Genomic DNA, 19,944 nt, shown 5'->3' with positions numbered 1-19,944 from the left:
AAAAAGCTTAAATTTAACTGCTTTAATTATACAACAGCCAGTTCTAAAAGCAAAGTTAAAGCCCTACTTTTCAGCAGGGCCAGCTTAAGGAGGTTTATTAAATTGAAAATGTTATTTAATTATTTAAGCCAGGAGATCTGGTAAGGTTCTAAAGTGATTTCGACCTGCTCTTTTTTCAATTCATATTCCTGACCAGATATTAGATCATTTAAGCATTGTTTAGAATCAACAAAAATTTCTCCCGGTAGTTTAACTTCCACTTCTTCAGCAGAAAGATTAGTTAATGCTGTAATCTTCTCACTGCCTTCCCCCCTCTGCAGTGCAAAAATTCTGCTATCTAAATTGAAAATTTCCTGCTGAGCTGCTGGAGAAAAGGCCTGATTACTCTTTCTAATCTGTAAAAGCTTTCTATATTGATCAAAGACCTTTTTTCTAAAAGAACCTTTCTCATTTAACTCTGCTAAAAGTTGATCTCTATCCAGTTTCTCTCTATTGATTCTTCTATTGGCTCCACTTTCTTCTACACCCTCTTGATAGTTTTCAGAACCGAGTAGAGAATGGAGATAAATACCTGGAACTCCCTGCATGGAAAGCATAATTGACTGGGAAGCCATAAACTGAGCTACCTGAGTCTTTAAGTCCTTTTCTTTATCTCTAACTGCATCTACATAAGTCACATTTAACTCATAGGGACTCTTTGAACCATCAGAGTTAGTCTTATAAGAAACGAGACCACCTTTGGCCTTGACTTTATCTACTACTTTTTCAATCTCTTTTTCACTTAAAATACCTTCAACAGGTCTTAAACCTACACCATCATGTGAGGCCAGGAAATTGAAAAAGTAATTGCCCTGATCCAATTCCTCTAATGAATTAGCCCATTCAGTCAGCTTTGTCGAATCTCCTTTTAAAAAGCTGTAAAGCACAAGTGGAGGCAGGGTGAAATTATAGACCATATCTGCTTCATCAACACCATTACCAAAATAACTTATATTTTCCTCATGAGGAACATTAGTCTCCGTTAAAATTAATGTCTCCGGGGCCACAAGCTTAAAAATCTCTTTAAATAACTGAATCACTTTATGAGTTTCAGGGAGGTGAATACAACTTGTTCCAATCTCCTTCCAGAGATAAGCAATAGCATCCAGGCGAATTATCTCTGCTCCCTGAGCAGCATAAAATAAAAGTACTTCTATAATATCAAGCATTAAATCTGTTGACTCATAATTAAGGTCAATCTGATCCGGACTAAAGGTTGTCCAGACGTGTTTTTTACCCGCAGCTGTTTCCACCTCAGTTAAAAGCGGTTTGGCTCTCGGCCTTGTTACATCAGAATAATCAAGTTCTGGATCTGCCTCAATGAAATAATCCTGATATTTACCCTGCTGTTTTTTATACTTTTTAAACCACTCACTCTCTGCAGAAATGTGGTTAATTACAGCATCAAACATTAAAGAAAAGTTTTCTCTAATATCTTCTACATCTGACCACTGACCAAAGTCAGGATTGACCTCCTTATAATCAATAACCGAAAAACCGTCATCAGATGAATAAGGGAAAAATGGCAAAATATGAACTGTACTGATACTTTCTTTTAAGTGATTTTCAAAAAAATTATTTAAGCTCTGCAGTGGGTTCTCATCTTCTGCCTGAATATGATCTCCATAACAGATGACTACACTGTCTTTTTCACTCAGTCTGGCCGCATTTTTATTCTTCTCTCTCAACTCTGGATGTTTTTCGGCAAAATCATGAATAAATGATTCTAATTCAGGGTAAAATTCTTCTGCTGTCTCCTGATCATAAATAAATTTTAATTTCTTTTTCAATATTTCCTTTTTTGATTTTGGAATTTCAAAAACCATCAATATCACTCCAATTTCATTTTTTAACTCTTATCTATATTGAGCTGCTCAAGCAGTTCTTTTAATAATTCTTCTAATCTCTGGTAAGAAAAGTTTTTAGCTGCAGTTTCAAAGTTCTCGTCAACTGCCTTTTTTCTGTAATCACCGGATTTTAAATATTTTAATACCTCTTTAAGTGCAGGCTCATAATTCTCTGTTTCAATTTTAATATAGCCGTCTTCTCGGCGCTGATAATCTCCACCGAGTGAAGCCAGCTTTAAATTATGTTCTTTAATATCGCTTTTAAAGACCGGATATTCTAAAATAACTACCGGCTTTTTGGCAAATAATGCTTCTAAAAGCTGATTACCCCAGCCTTCCTTAATGCTGGTATAAGTAATTAAATCTGAGATTACGTAACTGTCCCAGAGAGAATAAATCTTTTTACCATTTTCTTTTTGTCGCTGGTGAGCAAATAATTCGCCCGCCCATATCAACTCAACATTATCTTTTGCAGCATATTCATCTAAAAAATCTACATACTCTTCATTACCTTCTGTTAATCCCGGCAGTAAAAAAACAACTCTATTTTCATCAGAAAAGCTGCGCCCATCATATAAGGTACCTGCTAGTTCTTCATTCTGTAGTTTGGCAGTAAACTCTATCGCGAGCTCAATTGCCTTCCGCTCAGCAATTCTTGTAGCGTGGAGAACTACTATGTCATCTTCCTTAATTCCAAGTTCTGCTCTTAAATCACTATTGTATTGATCTTCCTGCCAGAGAGGCCCGCTAAAGTCAAAAACATTGGGCACAACTTTAGAATTAAGTCCTTTTCTTTTTTCCAGCTCTCTCTGAGCAATTTTATTAATCACCACATGCTCTATCTCTTCAATCCGGGGAGGAAAATACTCTTCCAATAAATCATCTACAAAACTGCAGACAGGATTGGAATAAAGTTCTCGCTCCCAGTAAAAATCGTGGTGGTGGGCGATTGTATTTAAACCGAGATTTTCAATTACATTTTTAAAGGCAATTGCAGCCGGAAGGTTCCAGCCCAGAGAAAAAATGTTATTGGGAATTAAAAGCTCTATTCCTGCCTCTTTTATCTCTTTTTGCAGTTTTTTTTCAATCACTGCTGCCTCTTTTTTTACTGCAGCTTTAAATTCTCTCTCATTATTATAATCCTCTAATTTACGATAGGCATTATCTACAAATTTTAGATTTTTTTTATCTTTATAAAATAATTCTTCAATATATATTTCAGCTTCTGGAGTACCAGAGATATAAACTACCTCGTGGCCATTTTTTTCTAAAACATGGCGCCACTTATCCATCTCCAGAGACACTCCATCAGTCTGACCTGTGCGAAAATGTGCCAGAGCTATTTTCATTATCAAACCTCCATTACTTAATTTTTATTCTAGTTGTAAAACCATCCAATAATTTTTGATCTTCAACTTTTTCATCATCTAAAATCTGATAATATTCATTCCAGACTTTTTTCTCCAGCAAAAATCTCTGCTGATAATAATTTTGGTCAACTTTATTATAAATATCCTCAAGTCTCTCTGTCAGCTCAGTTAAAAAATCAAGAGCCTGATTTTCATCACTCTCAGCCAGCTGATAAGCTTTTAAAATTGAGCGGTAATAAATTAATAAAACCGGAATCTGACTGATAAAAGCTGCTGTAAAGGGAAATAATTCTTCCCTCAGCCGCTGATAATCATTTAAAATATTCCTAACATAATGAGAAAAAATTATAATCCGCTCATAATCACCTATCAGCTTTGAAATTTTAGAGTTTTTAATCTCTGTTCCGATAAAACTCTTTTTATCGTGCCTCATAATCAGACCATCCTGATGATAATACCTCAAATAGGATGAATCATGCTCTTCAAACAAAACTGAAAGCAGATAGGCCTGGTCCTCAGCTCTGCCGATAAAAGTCGGACAGAAGGGCTTATATTTTTTTAGAGCTTTAATCAAAATACCATTAGTACCACCGGTGACATGGTAGCGTAAAATTGTATCAATTTTAGAATCTGCTCTATACCCCATTTCAGCTGCAGTAGAAATATACTGGGGCTTTGCTTTAAAGAAAATATACTGATCATATTTAAGCTCAGCTTTCGGTCTTTTGATATCCAGCTCATAAATTGATTTTTCAATATCACTGTCATTGACGAGCTGACCGGCAATCATTCCAAGCTCAACTCTTCTTCCCTGACTGTCAACTGCCCGGGCTCCCCAGAGAGGAGATTTGAAATTTTCAAAGGCATAATGGCCTGTTTCTTCTTTCAGCTTCTGCTGGTCAAAAACCTGGTCCAGATCAATTTTAAAAGTAGCTTTTAAATCGGAATTAATATATTTCTGCCACCAGAGGGCCACCGCCTTTAAAAATGAATAATGGCGTCCGTAGCTGCCGGCAGCTCCCACTGTACTTTTAAGATCTGAAGCCTTTATTCCATCACTTATAAAAGGAAGTATAAACTCTTCCAGCAGCTTTTCACTTTCATTTTCAGTAAAGAGATAGATATTTAAGTGCTCAAGCTCAATATTTTCTAACTTGGACTCAATATATTCCCTTGCAATCTTATTAATTGAAGGATGGGTAACAGAAATAGATAAAAGAAGGTCAAGCCTTTGATCTGTCTCAGCTTTAACTGCCTGATTTAAATGTTTAAGTCCATAGATAATTTCATTTTTTTGATCATCAATATCCAGAGGTATCGGATGGTCATAAAAATATTGCTGTTTTTCAGACTCATTCAATTTTTCTCTTAAAGTCGGATTAACTTTATTAAAATCAGCAGGCATTGTTAAGAGAATATTGGAAGCAAATAAAATTTCAGCAAAAGGATCTTCAATCTGATTATCATTTAATTTATTTATTTTTAACTTCCTCTGCTCCCTGAGATTTTCAATTGTTTTTTGAGAATAATTGAGTTTGTGTTCAGGAAAAAAGGCCTCAGCCAGCTCTAAAGAACTGATTTCATCGAGTTTAAGATTTTCAGAATCCAGCCTTTCGAGAAATTTCTCTTTTTCTGCTCCAGCCCTCTTTCTGCTTTTTTGATAAAAGTCAGCTATTTTTTTATAATCCTCAGTTAAATCACTGTTCTCAACTTTATCTTTTAAAATACTGCTCAACAGCTGCTGCAAATCATTTTGGGGAACAGATTCAAGGTAATGATCAATGATTTTTTGATTTAATTTTTTAAACAAAACCTCAGTCCTCCCTGCTTTAAAAATTATAATTTACTCTTTAACTCCACCAAAGGTTAAGCCACCTGTAATAAATCTCTCAACTGAGAGGAATAAAATAATTACCGGAATAGCTGTCAGCACAGATGCAGCCATCATTCTACCCCAGACATAATGCTGTGTATAGAAGAGCTGATTTAAACCGAGCGGCAGTGTTCTTAAGCTGCTGGAGTTGATAAAGACTGAAGCAAATAGATACTCATTCCAGGCAATCATAAAGGCGTAAATAAAGACTGAAACTATAGCTGGAGCTGAAAGTGGTAAAACTATCCTAAATATTACCTCCAGTCTGCTGCAGCCGTCAATAATTGCTGCTTCTTCTATACTTTCAGGTACTGTTCTAAAATAATTTCCCAGCATATATAAGGAAACAGGCAGAGTCTGAACAACGTAGGTAATGACCAGCGAAGTTCTGGTATCAAAAAGCCCTAGTTTACTGATCATCTGAAATAAAGGAATAACCAGTAGAACTCCACCAAACATGTAGACCATTAAAACACCGCGTTGAATAACTGAGCGGCCTGTATATTCAAGTCTGGCAAAACTGTATGAACCAAAAATTGAAATCACTACCCCGATTCCAGCTGAAAAGAAGGCAACAATTAAACTATTTTTAAAGTAATTCAAAAATGGAAAAATATCTGGATTTAAGACACCCTGATAGTGTTCCAGCGTCGGATTATCAGGAATAATTTTAGGTGGTAACTGGGTCTGCTCCTGATTTGGCTTAAAGGATGAACTGATCATTGTTACAAAAGGTATTAAAACAAAAGCCAGTACTAGCATCAGTAATACGACAAATATTATCTTACTTCTCAAGCTATCTTTTCCTACCATTCTAACACCTTCCTTACATAAAAGAGGATGAAACCAAAAACAAAGACAAATAAGATTGCGGAAATAGCTGCTGCTTCACCAAAACTATAGGTAGCAAAAGCCTTTTCGTAAATATAAACTGGTAAAACCTCTACTGAAGATGATAAGAGATAAATCTCTGAAAACTTATAAAAATTCCAGATAGTACGTAAGATTACTAAAGCTCCAATGACAAATTTAAGTTCTGGTAGAGTGATATGTTTAAATTTCTGCCAGCCTGTTGCTCCATCAACTTCAGCTGCCTCATATAAAGTTCCTGAAATTGACTGCAATTCTGCTAAAATCATCAAAAAGGCAAAAGGAAAGTTGCGCCAGATATTAAAAATTATTACTGCAAAGATTGCATAGCGCGGTGATTCAATCCAGTTAATATGCTGGGGCATCAAACTTAAAACATCAACCATAATATAATTAAACATTCCAAAAACAGGATTAAATAAATACTTCCAGCCAAATGCTGCTGAGATTACGGGAGTTACATATGGTAGTAAAATTATTCCTCTAATTAGAGATCTCCCCGGAAATTTTCTATTTAATAAAATTGCTACTCCTAAACCAAGTAAGGTTGTACCCACAACAGTAGTAGAAGTAAAAAGTATAGAAGTTCTAAAAGCTGTCCAGAAATCAACATCAGTTAAAATTTCAATAAAGTGTTTTATCCCTATAAATGTATTTGGTTGAGTTGGATTCATATTAACTTTATGTAAACTCAACCAAAGATTATAGATTACCGGATAAAGTATTAATCCACCAATTGCTAATACTGTTGGCAGGATCAGCCAGTAGCCAAGTTTTGCTTCCTGATCTGTTTTAATCTCCATAACTGCCTCCTTTAATTTTCAACCCTGCTGGTTTGAAACCAGCAGGGTTGATTAAGTTTAAGCTAAAATCAATTATTTTTTTGACAGAAGTTATTCTAGGGCATCTTCCATCTCTTTTTGACCCCATTCAGCTGCTTCTTCTGCTGTCCAGCCACTTTCTGTCATCTTCATAATTGTCTGACCTACAATAAACTGACTTGTAATATTCCCAATTTCAGGGAACACCTTTCCACCTACATAACCAAATTTACCTATACTGTTTAAACCACTGGCTATACGAGCAGACTTATCTCCCCATACCTTTAAAAGTTCATGATCTAAATACTTTGGATCGTTAGCGATAGAAGGACGGACTGCATTCATACCACCTGGAGCCATATGGAGAAAATCAATATAATTTTCACCTGATAATACGAATTCTGCAAAGGCTTTAGCTCCTTCAACTTTTTTCTGATCTTCAGATTTAATAAAGGTAAAGCCTGCAATCTGACCAAATACTGCATCAGACTTATGCTTCATTGTGTTAGCAAAGTTAGTTTTATCTACTAAATTTTTAAGCATTTCTCCCTGTTCACCTTCGTAGCCGGTCGCTCCCAGACCAATATCATCCATAATGTAGGTTGAATACATCATCATTGGAACTCTACCAGCTAAGTAAAGGTCACGCGCGTCACGCCAGCCATTAGGTCCTGGAGGTGTGAATTCTGCTAAACGTTTATAATAATCAAGAGTCTCTACCATTTCTGGAGAATTAAAAATTATATTACCATCTTTATCAAAGATACGCGCATTATTTGATAGTGCATACTGAGTAAAGGTCTGTCTAGCATAGGAATCTTTATCTGTACCAATTACAATTCCATACTTTTGTTCTTCTGGATTATGAAACGCTTTTGCTGCCTTGATAATATTATCCCAGGTTGTTGGTGCTTCCAGACCCTTTTCTTCAAATAGATCTTCACGATACCAGATTCCCTGAACCCAGCCATGGAGAGGAACACCAAAATAACCGCCTTCAGGACTTGCCAGCATTTTCAGAGCGCCATCGTAAATATCATCTTCACCAATATCGCTAACAACATCGTTAACCGCTTCAGTATCAAGCATACCTTCCGCACCAAGTTTAAGAATATTCTCAGCTCCCACCTCAATCATCTGAGGTAGTCGACCTGCTGCCATTCCAGCAGCCAGTTTAGTTGGTATATCATTTTCCTGAACTGTTACCAGCTCAACCTTATATTCATCCTGCTGGGCTTCAAAACGGTCGATTAACTGATTAATTACTTCAACTCTATTTTCCTCTGTTTGAGTTGTCCAGTACTCAAAAGTTGTCTGAGCAAAAGTGTTTCCTGTAAACACAAGTAATAATACCACCATCAGTGAAATTTTAACAATAGTCTTTTTTTGCAATTTTAGCCCTCCTAAGAATTTTTAAATAATTTAATTTAAACTTCATCCCCTTAAAATAAAACTTACCATAATTCTAAATTATCACCTCCAAAATAATTGTCACAATATGTCGGTCAATCGTTTGACCAATTGAGTAAAAAAACTCTTTTTTTATGCTGAACTATAATTTAAAGCCTTAATTAAAAAGCTTTAATTATTTAAGAAATCAAATATTTCTCACGGACTCTCTTTCTATTATTTCACATGGTAAATAAATCTTTCTCTCTTTTAAATCTCTTCCTTCCATAACCTGATATAACATTTCCATCGAATGCCAGCCCAGTTCTTCTTCCGGCTGAGAAACAGTAGTTAATTCTGGGTCACTGGCAAGAGAAATAATATTATTATCAAAGCCAATAACAGAAATATCATCTGGAACTTTTAGACCGGCTTTTTTGATGGCCTTAATTGCGCCAACTCCCATCTGATCACTGGCTGCAAAAACAGCCGTTATTGAATAGTCGCTTTTTAAAATTTCTTCCATCGCCTCAATACCACTCTGAAGCTTAAAATCTCCTTCTACTATTAGATCATCTCTTATTTTTAAACCATTATCTTTTAAAGCCTGTTTATATCCCTGAATTCGATAAAATCCTGATTCTTTATCATCTTTATTACCACTGATCATTGCTATATTATGATGACCAGAATTAATTAAATATTTTACAGCATTATAAGATTCTTTAATATTATCAATATGAACAGAAGGTAAATCTTCTTCTACTTCACGAGCTACAACTACTGTTGGTATTTCAGTTTCTTTTAAAAGATTTTTACAGCTTGCCGGCATCCGCCCGCTGGCAAATAAAATTCCATCAACCTGTTTTTCTTTCAATAAATTTATGTACTTTAATTCTTCTTTCTCATCTCCCCCGGTTGTCGAAATAATCAGGCTGTAATCATATTTGCTGGCAATTTTTTCGATGCCGCTGGCAACCCTAGCGAAATAGGTGTTAGAGAGATCACTGATAATCAAACCAATGGTATGTGTTTTTTTAGTCACCAGACTGCGGGCAATCTGATTTGGTTTATATCCAAGTTCTGCTGCAACTCTAAAAATCTCTTCTCTTGTCTCTTTGCTGGCCTTAGGTATTCCATTTAAAACTCTAGATACTGTTGATTCAGTTACTCCTACTTTTTCCGCAATATCTTTTAATGTAACAGCCATCTTTAAAACCCCATTTAAAAATTTAATAATTACAAAAAATTATTTTTCCAATAGTTTCTCAGTATTATTTTAATTGTCTTACTATTTCGATTTGTCTATATTATAATACTAAATTTTTAATTAGTCAAGCGTTTGACTAAAATTGACCAGAATTTTTTTAATATATATCCTTTTTATTCTTTGCTGCTCCGTACTACTACTCCCGCAGATAAATTTAGAGTTAGTTTAAGTAAAATATTTTTTATAAACTTCTACTGTCACCAATTCTTGCGGCAGCCGAAGATCATTTTCCCAGGCACGTTTTAGCTCGGATCCAAGCTCAGCATATCCTTCAGCTTCAAGTTCAGTCAGCACCTCCACTAAAACCTGCTGATTTTTATTCTGCTGCTTCTGAAAAGGATAAAATCTTTCACTCTTTTCTAAAAGCAGCCGGTAATATTCTCCCAGTAATTTGATTTCAAAATCAGGATAGTTATTATTTAAACTCTTATAAATTGCCAGTCCTTCGGGATCCAGATCACCGGCATAGTAAATATTCAATTCCTCAATTTTCTGCTGACGCTGACGTAAAACTTTTTTAGAATTTTCAAGTTCTCTTCCCTTTTTACCCACTTCTACACCAATCAGCTCCTCCAGAAAGCTAAAACTCCTGATAATTTTCTTACCCTGACCATAGATTACAGTATCAAAATCAAGGTTAAAAATATTCAATCCTGCAGCCAGAGCTTTTTTGGCGCCAATAAAGGCTGAATGGTTTTCCATAATCAAAATATTATTGATCTGATTGGGTTCTAATGTCCAGTAAACAAAAAGGTGATTGTACTGCTGTGCCTTTAAGTCATCCAGACTCAATTTCAAGTTGCTTAAAAGTTTCTTCCCTGCAGCTTGGCTCAAAAACTTCTCATCAGCAAATAATTCCAGGGAACGCTCCTCTCTACTGACCCATTCCCGCTCATTTTTACCGGCTAAAAAATTGGTCAGCTTAAAAAGCTTTTGCTTTAACTCTTCTGTCTGCTGATCAGATCTTTTTAAATAATAGCTGAGGTCAAGCTGGCGGGATAGTTTTAAAATCTCCTTATCAGTCCAACCTGAACTCTGCACTCTGATGAGCTGCCACCGTTTTTTAAGCCGGGGCTGCCGCTGGTTGAAATCTGAACTTTTTATTACTCTAATTTTCTGATCAGCTTCCAACTTTTTTAAAAACTGATAGAGATTCTTATAACCACCAACTGCCTGATAAGCAGAAACACCTCCCAATCTGGATTTAATATAATTTTCTAAATCTATCAAGCAAAAGCGAATCCTGCCTCCAAGCTCATCTTTTTTAAATTTATCAAAAAGTTTAATCCACTTTTGCTCGTCTTTCACCATAGATCACCTGCCCCTGTACTACTCCCCGGTTGCGCTCAGTATCACCAATCTCTAAGGCCCAGAAGACCGGGAAGCGCTCACTTATTTCTGTCTTAATAATCTCTGGCGCAGCAAAAGCGACCAGCTGAAAATTAAGTTTGTCAGCAATTTTAAAGATCGGATCCAGTACATGGGCTGCTGACGCTTTACCAAAAGGATTATCCAGAAAAAGCACTGTCCAGGGATTAGATTTGTCAAAGCGCTGTTTTTTATAATTTAGAAGCATCATCATCATAAAAGCATTGATAGAAAGTGACTGACCACCACTTCCTTCAGGTCCATTACCTTTACCCTGAATCACCGATTCCCAGTCAGAATAGAAATAATCCTGGGGTCTGGCATGTAAAAACTCATTTTTTTCGGTCATTTTATAAACTTGAAGTACCGGGTAGCGGCCGCGCAGAGCTCGGGAGAAAAGTGCTGCATCTCCACAGAATTCTTTAAGTTTATAATCAGGGAGCTGCTCAACATCAATCTCCTCTTTGTTAAATTTATTGATCAACTCTAAAAAATATTCCTTAAGTTCTGAAATTACCTCTTCCTCATCATCAGGCAGCAGATCATCACGACGCAGTCTGACTAAAGGAAAGGCAAAACCCCGCTGATTGTGATAGACCATGTTGCTAATCATTTCCTTCATCGAAGTTATTAACCTCATTACATGAATGGCAGAGCGCTCAGCCCACTGCTGTCTGGCCTCCTCTGCTTCCGTCTTATTGCGATCAATTGTATTCAATTCATTATTAATATATTCTTTAAATGAATTGAGCATCTCAAAGTTGTACTGATAATCACTGGCCCTAAAATTATGCAGCAGTTTTTCATTAATGCTGTTTTTTAATGTATTATTTTCAACTACATCTTTAACATCGTTTTTAAATTTATAAAAATTATCTTCAGTCTTTTCGCGCAGACTTTTAAGCTTATTTTCAATGTTTCGATAGTCATTTTCCCAGCTTTCAATTACTGCTGCTGGAGAATCTTTGAGTTCTTCTTTAATCCCGGCATTAAGTTCCCCCTTTGCTGATTCAAGCTGATAATATTCCAGTTTATTGCTGAGATTATTATAGGTCTGCAGTTTTTCCTGATAATTTAAAATCATTTCTTCCAGTTTGGAGAGATAGTCCTTATTTTCACTCAGTTCTTTTTTAATTTCCAGTTCTTTTATATTTAGTTCTACTTCCTCCCAGTTCTGAACCGAGCGCTGAAAACGCTCTTTTATCTCAGCAGCCTTTTCTTTCAGTTCATTTTCTTTTGTCTCCAGCTGGCCCCTGCGAACTAAGATCACTTCTTTTAAAGTTTGAGCTTGCTGAGTCTGTTTATTAAGCTGTTCTTTAATTTCTTCCAGAGCAGTCTTAAGCTGGCTTTGATTTTTGAAATCATAGTCACGCTCTTCCCAGTCAGCTGCCAGCTGATTTAATTCTGTTTTAGAACTATTAATATCAGTTAAAAGTTTCTGCAGCCCTTCTTCCAGATATTTGAGCTCAGCTGCCTTTTCTTCTTCTTTTTTCTGGAGTGAAATTATTTTTTCGTGATTTTGATAACACCTATGCTGACTAAATTTATACAATTCAGGATACTGTTTTAGAGGGGAAATATTTAATTCTTCCTGATTAAACTCACTCTCAAGTTCAGCCTCCTGCTCACTCAATATTTCATTTAATTTAGCAGCAAAGATCTGATAATCCTGAAACCAGTTCTGAAAATCATTTTCCAGCTGCATTTCCTCTTTCTGATTTCTTTTCTGTGCAGCTTTGTTTTCTTGGAGCAGCCCCTCCAGACGAGCAATTTCATTCAAAGCCTCCTGGTAACGATTTTCTTTGTTTTCTAAATCTCTTCTGGCCTCCAGATAAGCCTCAACCTTTTCCTGATTTTCATTTATTTTTTTAAGCTCTTTTTCTTGATTCTGATATTTCTTATTTAAGCGGCTAATTTTTTCTTCAGAATTTATAATTTTCTGCTCATACTTTTTAATTTCTGTCTGCAGGCTTTGCAGTTCCGATTCTTCTTTTTCAAGCTCAGTTTTTATTTCAGCTGCTGAATCTTCTGTCAGCATAGTTTCTGCCTGATAATTAAGCTGATTTAGATTTTTAAGTTTTCTCTCCAAAATAGAAATAGTTTCTCTGATCTCAGCTTCTTTATTTTTAAGGCCGCTGAACCAGCGTTCAAAATTATTTTTATCTTCAGTAAAATTCTTTTCTTTGCCAGTCAGCAGTTTAAAGGGCAGCTCAGAATCTCCGCCATCCAGCTGATGATTAATAAAGATCGGAACTGCATAGTGAGAAATTTCGTTTAGAGTAATATTTGCTTTAATCTTTTCCCAATCTGACTCATATACTACCACCAGTCCATAAGGGAGCTGAGGATAGTCCTTTAAATATTTTTCGCGATCATCAACCAGTTCAAATAAAAATTGACTGCCGTAATAGACTCTAATATCCAGCTCTTTAATCTGCTGATAGAGCCTTTTCTGCTCCAAACTGGCCACCCAGTATTCTCTGTCATTTAAGTTTAAATCAAGCTGAAGCTCAAACTTATCTGCATTCAGTTCCTGCAGGCTTTCCTTTTTCTCACTAATTAATTTCAATAGTTCATTTTTCTGCTGCTGCAGCCACTGTTTGCTGTAGAATTCTTCAAATTTATCAAGATTTAGACTTTTTAACAGCTGAGCAAAAAGCTGTTCCTCTGCCTGCTGCTGCTTTTTTAATTTTTTACTTAAATTATCAGTTACAATCTTTTTTGAGGCAGCCTCAACTGCAGTCTGCTGCTTTTCTTCCTGCAGATTCTCTTTCTTTAGCTGCTGCAGCTTTAAATCTTCTTCTAGACTTTCCAATTTAGAATTTAATTTTTCTATATTTTTTTTCAGATTCTGCAAAAGATACTCTGGAGTTTCCAGCTCAAGCGGATTAAAAAACTGAGCCAACTTCTCTTTTTCCGCTTCTAAATTTTTCGCTTGATGTTCATATTGAAGCTTTATCTGCTGCTCATCTCTAATTTTCTGCTCCATATTTTTTTCTTTATTTTCTAGTTTTTTAAGTTCCTGTTTTAGATATTTCTGATAAGAATAATAACCAGCAGCTGACTGCTTGATTTTAGCATTTAAATTTTCTATCTCTGCTGCTGTCTGCTCCTTTATTTTTTTAATCTCTGCTTCCAGATCTTTAAAGTCCGATCTTTCTTTTAGCGAATTAATTTTTTCTCTGCTGGCAGCAGCTGCTGCTTCCAGATCTTTCAGTTCTAAATACTTTTTATTCAGCTGAAGCTGTAGTTTTTCTGCTTTCAACTGTTCAAGCTGCTCTTTTAACTGCTGATGTTTTTTCTCATCCTTTTCCTGTTCTGCCTTAAGTTGATCAAAAGACCGCAATTTTTTAACATATTTTAAATTTTCCGCCTCAAAATTAAGCTCTCTGATCCTATTCTCAGTCTTCTCTTTATCACGCTGACTGCGACGAAACTCATTTTCTAAAAAAGTTTTTCTATCTGCAATTCCGCGCAGATAATTATTTCCCCGCTCTCTAATCATAGCTTTAGTTTCTTTAAGCCTGAGACCCTGTTCAGCATTATTTAAAAGAGGATCAACCATCTGAGAGAGAGTTTTTAGATCTTCACGCCGGGATAATAGCTCAGGTAGATTATGGGCAATCTTTACATTATCTACAAAAATATTAAGCAGCGAATTTTTCTCCCGTTCATTATAGTAACTAATACTCTCGCTGACTGCAGGAATAATTAGCTGATCAAAAAGTGCCTTATTATCCTTAGCCTGCGAAAAATATTTTTCCAGGCCTCCCTCACTGCGGTTGATGTTTTTCATAATATCCCACTCAGAGCGGTAAATACCGTGGCTGCTTAAATACTGATAATATTCGGAATTAAGCGGCTCAACTGCAGTTTTTGAATACTTAATAAAATCAGCCCTATTTTGATCGATAAATTCCTCCATCCGCTCATATTCCAGCACCTGATCACTGCTTTTAGTATAAAGGGGAAGATTTGTTAAACTAAAACGGCTCATACCCTGATACTGATGGGTATAGAGAAAGTATTTTAGCCCTACCTTTCCCTCCTCATCATTAGTGCTCTGCTGCTTGTGTGCAGATACACAGATTCCAGTCAAAAGTTTTTTATCATCAGCTCCATCAAGGCTCCATTCCAATCCAACATGGAAGGTATAGGGCTGAAATGATTGATAACGATCATAAAACATTCCCTCAAGCTTATTCCCATTCCGTTTTCCCCAGGCTGTTCCAGGAATCAACAGCTGAAAAATCAGCTGCAGCATTACTCCTTTACCACTCCCATTTTGCAGAGTAAAGAGGCTGTGATCAGATTCCAGGTCAAAGATTGAGTTGCGGTGCTGTTTCTGAAAACCATCATATTTATTTCCTGTAATTCTAATTTTGTTCAGTCTGGGCATGCTCATCTTCCTCCTCTAGCTCGTTTCTGCTTTCTAAAATTAAATCCATAAACTTATTGTAACGTTTCTGGCTGTGGTAAAGCTCATCTAAACGTTCATATAACTCGGCTTTAGGAATCAGCTTTAATTCATCACTCTGATCAATAATCAGACCCTGTTCAGTCAATGGTTTAAGTGCTGTGTTAATAAAGGAAAGTCGATTACCTTTAGTCCTTGTCACATCTACTTTTTCCTCTTTATTAAGTCTGTATTCACTAAATTCTGTCAGCCAGAGCTCAGCTACCTCCTCTACTGCAATTGACCAGTTCTGAGTAAAACTATCCTCTTCCTTTTTGCGTTCCAGCCAGCTCTCTAAAGTTGAGGTCACCAGATCAGAAAGTCGATGATAGGAAATCCCTTCTTCTTCCCAGCGAATCCGGACATGACTTTCCTTATCAACCTCTGCTAAAAAAATTGAAATAATTATATTGGCCAGATAAAAGTAGCGCTTACGTTTCAAACCCGAATACTCCTTTTTCTGCTTCATCTGGGTATAGGAGTTGGCAAAACTCGAACCTCTGGCCTTTGAAACCAGATGCACATTTTTAGCTGTGGAAAAAACTCTCAGTCCGGCTTCTGCTGCCATTGTATTAACTATATTATGTACCTCACTGTTTGTCCTGTACTTTTCTGCCAGGGGATCAGAAACTGAAATAATCTGTTCTTCTAAAAGTTTGAAAAATAATGCTGAACCATTTTCTAGTTCTTCCTGATTAAAGGCCATTTTAATCTTCCTCCAGATAAATTTTATAGGGTGAAATAATAAATTGATCGAGCAGGTTTACTTTTTGGCTGCTGCCTGTAAGCCTTGCCGAAACTTTTCTAGCTTCCAGGTCAGCCAGTTCCGGTTCAGCTTTAAGCAGCTTATTGAATAAAAGCAGCCGTTCATCCAGCCCCGGATATTCTTCTACATTTTTTAATCTAATATCGGTAATAATAAACATCATAAACAGCTCCAAATTAAGCTGCTGGCTGAGCCATTTTTCTTTTTGAGATATACTAAGCTGATTAAGTTCTGTAAGTTCAAATTCTCCCTTTTCTTTTAGTTCAAGAAAAATATCCCGCCAGAGTTCAACAGCCAGTTCCCAGTCAATTTCCCGTTCTGGAGCTGATTCAATCTCCATTACCTCAACCTCTCCTTCACTTTCTTCAAGATAACTATAGAGCTGCTGTTCTGACCAGGCCCAATCCAGAGGAAAAATGAAGTCCTGCTCCGGTGAAAATATGGGATTAAGCATTGTTTCCAGGTCTTCAATCTTTGGCAGCCCTGATTTAAGCACTGTATTCTGCCAAAAATCCTTCTTAAAACTCAAACGTGAGGTCTGCCAGAAAATATCAGGATTTTCCCGTCTCAGCTGCAGTTCTAAGGATAAATTAGAAACTGTCAGTTCTGCCAGATAGTCATGAAGAGCTCGGGCCCGCTCAAGTTCTTCAAATAAGAGTTCTCCTTCTTTTTGATTAGCATCTTCAAAAGTATCCAGTCTATCTCGCCAGACAAAGATGTCACTGAAAACTTTTTTCTCTTCTTTAAACTGTTCTCTAACTTCAGCCTCAGTTCTTCGCCGCCTCTCCTTATAGGCAGAAAAAATCAATCCAGGATTGCGCAAAATATCTTCCCGCCAGTCCTTTTCCTTTTTAATCAGATTGCGAACCCTGGCAATTAAATTGCTGACACTGCCCTTTGCCTCCTTAAAGTTGCCGTTTTTGATTAACTGCAGGGTATAGAACTGTTCTAAATCAAAACCAAATTCCTGCAAGATCTCTCGAGTGATAAAAATAATCTCCTGTGAAATTTCTGAGAGCCTGTAGACAGTACTACCACCTTCCTGCCAGTTTGAAGCTTCCCGGTCAGGAATTAAATAGCGGTATTTAAAATCTTTAAACTCAGCTGAAGTTTCATCGTAAATTTTGACATGAAAATATGACTGCTGTTTGGGATCCCCTGAGTAAAGAACCCCATCCACCAGTCTTTCGACTTCTTCCATATTTATTCTAAGCTGCATTTCCTTTAAAATGTCAGCGGTCAGCTGGATCAAATCACTGCGGCTTCGCTGATCATTGTTATTTATCTCGCGTTTAAAAACCTTAAGCAGCAGGTAAAGGGCAATTTGGTGTGAATATTCGTTTAGTGTCCCTGTATCCATTCCCTGACCCAGTTCTGCTATTGCTTTAGTCTTTTTTAAACGTTCATGTAAACCAGTATTAGCTCTATCCATAAAAACCCTCTCCAATTTAAATAGCTTCTTTCTCACTTAGTAATGAGTTTATCCATTTCTAGTTTACTTATTTTTTAAAATTAACTTACATTAATTATTATTCTATTTAGGAGAGGGTCTTCCTGCTTTTAGAGCAAAATTCACTTCAGTTCATCAACTTCACCTTTAAATATTTTATTTAAGATTAAATCCTCATACTTTTCTACCATTTGATCCAGCATTTTTTTAGCTCCTCTCATCTCAGCTTAACTTTACTCATCTAGCCGTTTTTTTATTGTTGTTCTAATCATATTGAAAGCAGAGTAATATTTCAATGATTTTTAGCCTTATATTGCTGGATACAAGAATTAAAAAAAGCTCAGTCAACTTTTACTTTAGGTTTCTGAGCTTTTTTATTTTAATTATAAACTCTTAATTTTTTCCCAGACTTCCTCATTAACTGGAATTCCTTTTTCTCTGTTCTCCTGTCTTCTCAAATATGTTCTTTCCCCAGGATAGGTCGGTCTTGCTTCAGGATCAACTCTTTCGGCTGAATGAATAGAATCTATTGTTTCTTCGATTCTTTCTTCTTCAATTTTCCCTTCCATATCAAAGACCAAAAAGAGCTGAGAAAGTGCATATTCTCTTTCCTTTTGCCCAATCAAAAATGTATCTAAACCATTTGATAATAAAGAAGCAAATAAATCAAGCATTATTGAAAGTCCGGATCCCTTCCAGTAACCTGTAGGAATCGGCCTTACTGCCTCCAGTATTTCTTTGGGATTAGTAGTTAACTCACCATTTTTATTATAGCCTCCCGGATAGGGAAGTTCTCTGTCATCCATTGCATACTGTTCTAATTTTCCGTATGCATACTGAGAAACCGCCATATCCAGAACTATGTGCTTTTCCTGACGAGGAATTGCCATTACCAGTGGATTATTTCCAATTTTACATTCTTTTGCTCCCCAGGGTGGTAAATTAGGAAGAGTATTGGTAAAGCAAATTGCAGCACAACCGGCTTCCGCCGCCTGCCAGCCAAAAGCACCCCCACGCATCCAGTGATTTGTGTTTCTCAAAGCCATCACAGCAATCCCTTCTTTTTTGGCTTTTTTTATTGCCTTTTCCATCACCAGTTGAGCATTTAAATTACCAGGGCCGAGATGACCATCGTAAATTTCTATATTACCATTTCGATCAACTAATTCTGCTTCGGCTTCAATATCTATATAACCCTGATCTATCATCTCTATAAATCTAGGAAATCTATTTACTCCATGTGATTGAAAACCATCAAGACTGCTGTCAGCAAAGTTTTTAGCTGCTTTTTTAGCCTTTACTTCAGCAAAACCTCTGTTTAAAAGAATCTCTAAAAATTTATCATATAGTTTTGAGTACTCAAGTCTCATCTGAATCCTCCTCTGGATTTTATTAATTATAAATATTTTTCTTCTATTTCCTCTATACTGGTTTTTAATTTTTTCACTTCAGAAGAGCCAATTTTTCCAATAGGTTCTCTACTGTAAGTTGCTTTAAACCCTCTAAACTCAAGCGCCTTTTTATAATAGGCTAAATTACTACCTCCTTTTAAAACACTTCCAATTACTGTAGTAGCCTCCTGCATCTTTCTTGCTGTCTCTAAATCTCCCTGCTGTAGAGATTGATAAAGCTTTACAAAAATTTCTGGAAAAACATTAGAATGACCAGAAACTACTGCCTTTGCTCCGTAGAGAAAAGCTGGATAAGCAAGCAAATCGTTACCCATCACAATCTCAAAATCTTCACTGCTTTGATCAATCAGCTGATAAAGTCTTTCTATATCTCCCATACTATTTTTGATTCCAATAATATTTTTTATCTCTGAGAGCTCAGCGACTGCTGCCGGCAGCAGATCATTAGTAGTATAAGACGGAAGATTATATAAGTAAAGATTTAGTTCTGGTGCTGCCTTCTGGGCCAGCTTCTGATAATATTTAATCATCTGCTGCTGCGAAAAATGATAATAATAAGGTGTTACTGCCCCCAATCCAGCAATATTTAAATTTTTAGCGAAGTCAATCATCTGATAGGCATTTTCCATTTTTAGATCCCCTACATGCATAAAAACTGGAATCTTATCAGAAACATTTTTAACAACAGCTTCAGCCACAGCTTTTCTCTCACCCAGATCCATTAAGAACACTTCTGCTGCTGTTCCTAAGATATAGAGAGAATCAACTCCACTTTTGATTAAAAAATCAAGGTGATCAATTAAAAATTCAAAATCAATTTCTCCATTTTCCTTAAATGGTGTCATTAAAGCAGGTGAAATTCCTTTTAGTCTGTTCATTTTCCATCTCCTCGTTGATTGAAATAAAATTTTGATTTCCTTATTTAAGTTAACATTAGCCTAAATATACTTTTATAAACAATTACTTTAAATCTTATTAATTAAATTATATACTACTTTTAACAATTTAAAAAG

13 protein-coding genes are annotated in these 19,944 nt (G+C 36.1%); all 13 read right to left on the bottom strand.

Annotated elements, in window-relative coordinates; all coding sequences use genetic code 11:
• Nucleotides 1–119 precede the first annotated feature (119 nt).
• The 13 genes from BW929_RS07055 to BW929_RS06995 all read right to left on the bottom strand — a co-directional run bounded on the left by BW929_RS07055 (nt 120) and on the right by BW929_RS06995 (nt 19,809).
• The gene (locus tag BW929_RS07055) at nt 120–1,865 is read right to left on the bottom strand and encodes an alpha-amylase family glycosyl hydrolase (RefSeq protein WP_076544670.1); all 1,746 of its coding nucleotides are present in this window, start codon (nt 1,863–1,865) and stop codon (nt 120–122) included.
• Between the two features lie 23 nt (nt 1,866–1,888).
• Nucleotides 1,889–3,235 carry a glycosyltransferase family 4 protein gene (locus tag BW929_RS07050; protein ID WP_076544669.1) on the bottom strand — a complete coding sequence of 449 codons (1,347 nt, stop codon included), beginning with the start codon at nt 3,233–3,235 and terminating at the stop codon, nt 1,889–1,891.
• 13 nt (nt 3,236–3,248) lie between these two features.
• Entirely contained in the window at nt 3,249–5,066 is a 1,818-nt protein-coding gene (locus BW929_RS07045) for a hypothetical protein (RefSeq protein ID WP_076544668.1), read from the bottom strand.
• A gap of 33 nt (nt 5,067–5,099) precedes the next feature.
• Complete coding sequence (locus tag BW929_RS07040) at nt 5,100–5,942, bottom strand: carbohydrate ABC transporter permease (RefSeq protein WP_076544667.1); 843 nt, start codon at nt 5,940–5,942, stop codon at nt 5,100–5,102.
• Nucleotides 5,936–6,802 (bottom strand): carbohydrate ABC transporter permease, encoded by an 867-nt coding sequence (locus BW929_RS07035; RefSeq protein WP_076544666.1) that lies wholly within the window; start codon nt 6,800–6,802, stop codon nt 5,936–5,938. Before BW929_RS07035 ends, BW929_RS07040 begins: the two co-directional genes overlap by 7 nt.
• A 90-nt stretch (nt 6,803–6,892) precedes the next feature.
• Nucleotides 6,893–8,212 (bottom strand): ABC transporter substrate-binding protein, encoded by a 1,320-nt coding sequence (locus BW929_RS07030; protein ID WP_084566120.1) that lies wholly within the window; start codon nt 8,210–8,212, stop codon nt 6,893–6,895.
• A 205-nt stretch (nt 8,213–8,417) separates the two neighbouring features.
• The gene (locus BW929_RS07025) at nt 8,418–9,419 is read right to left on the bottom strand and encodes a LacI family DNA-binding transcriptional regulator (RefSeq protein ID WP_076544665.1); all 1,002 of its coding nucleotides are present in this window, start codon (nt 9,417–9,419) and stop codon (nt 8,418–8,420) included.
• A 225-nt stretch (nt 9,420–9,644) separates the two neighbouring features.
• Nucleotides 9,645–10,790, bottom strand: a complete 1,146-nt coding sequence (locus BW929_RS07020; RefSeq protein WP_076544664.1) for a Wadjet anti-phage system protein JetD domain-containing protein — start codon at nt 10,788–10,790, stop codon at nt 9,645–9,647.
• Nucleotides 10,762–15,246, bottom strand: coding sequence for a coiled-coil domain-containing protein (locus BW929_RS07015; protein WP_076544663.1), 4,485 nt, complete (start codon nt 15,244–15,246; stop codon nt 10,762–10,764). Before BW929_RS07015 ends, BW929_RS07020 begins: the two co-directional genes overlap by 29 nt.
• Nucleotides 15,224–16,009: a DUF6063 family protein gene (locus BW929_RS07010; protein ID WP_076544662.1), complete on the bottom strand. Its 786-nt coding sequence runs from the start codon at nt 16,007–16,009 to the stop codon at nt 15,224–15,226. Before BW929_RS07010 ends, BW929_RS07015 begins: the two co-directional genes overlap by 23 nt.
• A 1-nt stretch (nt 16,010) precedes the next feature.
• Entirely contained in the window at nt 16,011–17,501 is a 1,491-nt protein-coding gene (locus BW929_RS07005) for a hypothetical protein (protein WP_076544661.1), read from the bottom strand.
• Between the two features lie 401 nt (nt 17,502–17,902).
• Nucleotides 17,903–18,889 carry a 3-dehydro-L-gulonate 2-dehydrogenase gene (gene yiaK / locus BW929_RS07000; RefSeq protein WP_076544660.1) on the bottom strand — a complete coding sequence of 329 codons (987 nt, stop codon included), beginning with the start codon at nt 18,887–18,889 and terminating at the stop codon, nt 17,903–17,905.
• Nucleotides 18,890–18,915: 26 nt separating this feature from the next.
• Complete coding sequence (locus BW929_RS06995) at nt 18,916–19,809, bottom strand: dihydrodipicolinate synthase family protein (RefSeq protein ID WP_076544659.1); 894 nt, start codon at nt 19,807–19,809, stop codon at nt 18,916–18,918.
• Between the last annotated feature and the right edge of the window lie 135 nt (nt 19,810–19,944).

This window comes from Halanaerobium kushneri, from assembly GCF_900156285.1.
Lineage (GTDB): Bacteria > Bacillota > Halanaerobiia > Halanaerobiales > Halanaerobiaceae > Halanaerobium > Halanaerobium kushneri.
This window is presented reverse-complemented; position numbering and strand designations above follow the sequence as displayed.